This is a genomic window from cf. Phormidesmis sp. LEGE 11477 (genome assembly GCF_015207105.1).
Lineage (GTDB): Bacteria > Cyanobacteriota > Cyanobacteriia > Phormidesmidales > Phormidesmidaceae > Phormidesmis.
In genome coordinates this window covers 1-1,688 of the sequence record NZ_JADEXO010000258.1, presented here as the reverse complement: position 1 = coordinate 1,688, position 1,688 = coordinate 1, and the positions used below count along the sequence as shown (strand labels likewise).

The window sequence follows — 1,688 nt, the reverse complement described above, 5'->3', positions numbered from 1 at the left end:
GACCACGAGCAAAGGCCATACTAAAGCTCGGACCAATTGGACTGTTGTGTCGTAAATTGACGAGCCTTGTCCAAAGCCGCTTTCGCTGTCGCCGTTCCTATTCAAAGTGCAATCCCTCCCGCCTCTCGGATTAACGCAGTAGCACTGCAAGTTCACCGGGCACCGTGGCCAGTGTTATCCCCACCACAAGGCAAAGCACACCGAACAATTCCAGGTGGATACCGCCGATAACGGCCTCTTCCAGCCGCTTCGATATGTCTGCATCTGCTGAAGCGCGCGCTCGCTGCTCTTGATCAAGGCGCTCATCGACTCTGCGCTTCTGGAGCCCGATTTTCCCCTCAAGCTCGTCTGCGCGATCCCAAAGGTCTTTCACTTGGCCTTCTAGCTGGTCCATCCGCTGCTCAAGGTAACGGGAGTTCACATGAAATCTGACCTTGCCAGCCTCGGCCCGTGCTTCGGCACCCTCTATCTCAATTTTGAAATGCTGGGGCTGGGGCTTCTTGAACAGGCCTTTAAACCAGTCGCGAGTAGAGCACCACAGAGAAGGGCGGCCAAATTCTTCTCTGGACTGGCTGAGGCCAATGACCACTGTGATAAGGCCCACCATTTGGAACGCTAGACCCCACCACCGCAAAGCGCTGTCTGGCTTTTCGAAGAAGCTTGAAGAGATGATTGCTATCCCGCCGACCACCACAACGGCGGCAATGGACATCCACGGTCGCATAATTAGTCCCCCAGCCCTTCTTCAACGCCACGCCCGGGCCGTTGCCGTTTCCCAGCAGGAACATTGTGATGGAGACATCTAGCGCCCATTTTACTGTCGTTCTACGGGCAAAGGAGTCAGCTTCACTGGCTGAGGAAATACACTAGGCAATGGAACGGGAATAGGCTTCTGGCCTGCCATCAGTTCTCGTGATGGGCCGGCCCAGATTGAGAGGGAGAGCATCTCTCCATGCTGCGCCAGATCGTAGGTCGTGTTTGCAATCTTCAGCATTTGGTCAACAGGGATGTGAAATTGATTTAACGACAAAGGATCCTTCCTTGACCTCTTTAGGAGGGAAAGCCCCCCATCTGCATCATTCATGTTGATTTGGCTGTGGGCGATAAGATTGCGGTTCTCAAGACAGACTACATACGCCGCAGCAAATGCCACTATGCGCTGTTATTCTTCATCATCAAGCTTTCTGGCAGATTCGAGCTTCAGTAGATCGATACGCTCTCGATTTCCCAGAAATTCGAACAGTCTAGACGCGGTCTCCCATTCGACCTTCAGTGTCCGCAATAGAAGGTGTGCCAGGGCGCCTTCGCACCGGTTCCAGGCCACGATCATGGCGCCCACTGCATAGACCTCATCTGAACGGCCAAAGCGCTTTTCGTTTTCACCGTCCATGCTCTATTCCTTCTTCTGCGACTCGCTCGTTTGGCGGTCGTTGGCTGGCTCATCACAGCCAGCGCATTTCCATCGCGAATTCATGCGCCCACCAGCCAAGCAGGGGACCAAGGAAGAAGCCAACGGCGGCACCGGAGTTTAGGCCCTCAGTAAATGCGTTTTGTCGGTCCATTCTGCTCATGTATTTTTCGGGGGTTTCGTCTTGTTCGCGCCGTTTCTCACTGCGCTCCAACCGCCAAACTGCTCCCACGCCGAACGCGAACACCAGCGCCACGACGGCAGCAAAGAAGCCCAGGAG

4 protein-coding genes are annotated in these 1,688 nt (G+C 54.7%); all 4 read right to left on the bottom strand.

The window, feature by feature from the left end; genetic code table 11:
• Nucleotides 1-130 precede the first annotated feature (130 nt).
• Nucleotides 131-712, bottom strand: a complete 582-nt coding sequence (locus IQ256_RS29150; RefSeq protein WP_193859168.1) for a hypothetical protein — start codon at nt 710-712, stop codon at nt 131-133.
• A 102-nt stretch (nt 713-814) separates the two neighbouring features.
• On the bottom strand, nt 815-1,030 hold the full coding sequence (locus tag IQ256_RS29145; RefSeq protein ID WP_193859167.1) for a hypothetical protein: 216 nt from the start codon (nt 1,028-1,030) through the stop codon (nt 815-817).
• A 132-nt stretch (nt 1,031-1,162) separates the two neighbouring features.
• A complete protein-coding gene (locus IQ256_RS29140; RefSeq protein ID WP_193859166.1) occupies nt 1,163-1,390 on the bottom strand; it encodes a hypothetical protein in 228 nt (75 codons plus the stop codon).
• Nucleotides 1,391-1,442: 52 nt separating this feature from the next.
• On the bottom strand, nt 1,443-1,688 hold a 246-nt coding region (locus tag IQ256_RS29135), incomplete at its 5' end, for a hypothetical protein (RefSeq protein WP_193859165.1).

Coding starts and splice junctions, on each gene's coding strand:
- IQ256_RS29150 (WP_193859168.1), bottom strand. CDS start 712: ATGTCCATTGCCGCCGTTGTGGTGGTCGGCGGGATAGCAATCATCTCT.
- IQ256_RS29140 (WP_193859166.1), bottom strand. CDS start 1,390: ATGGACGGTGAAAACGAAAAGCGCTTTGGCCGTTCAGATGAGGTCTAT.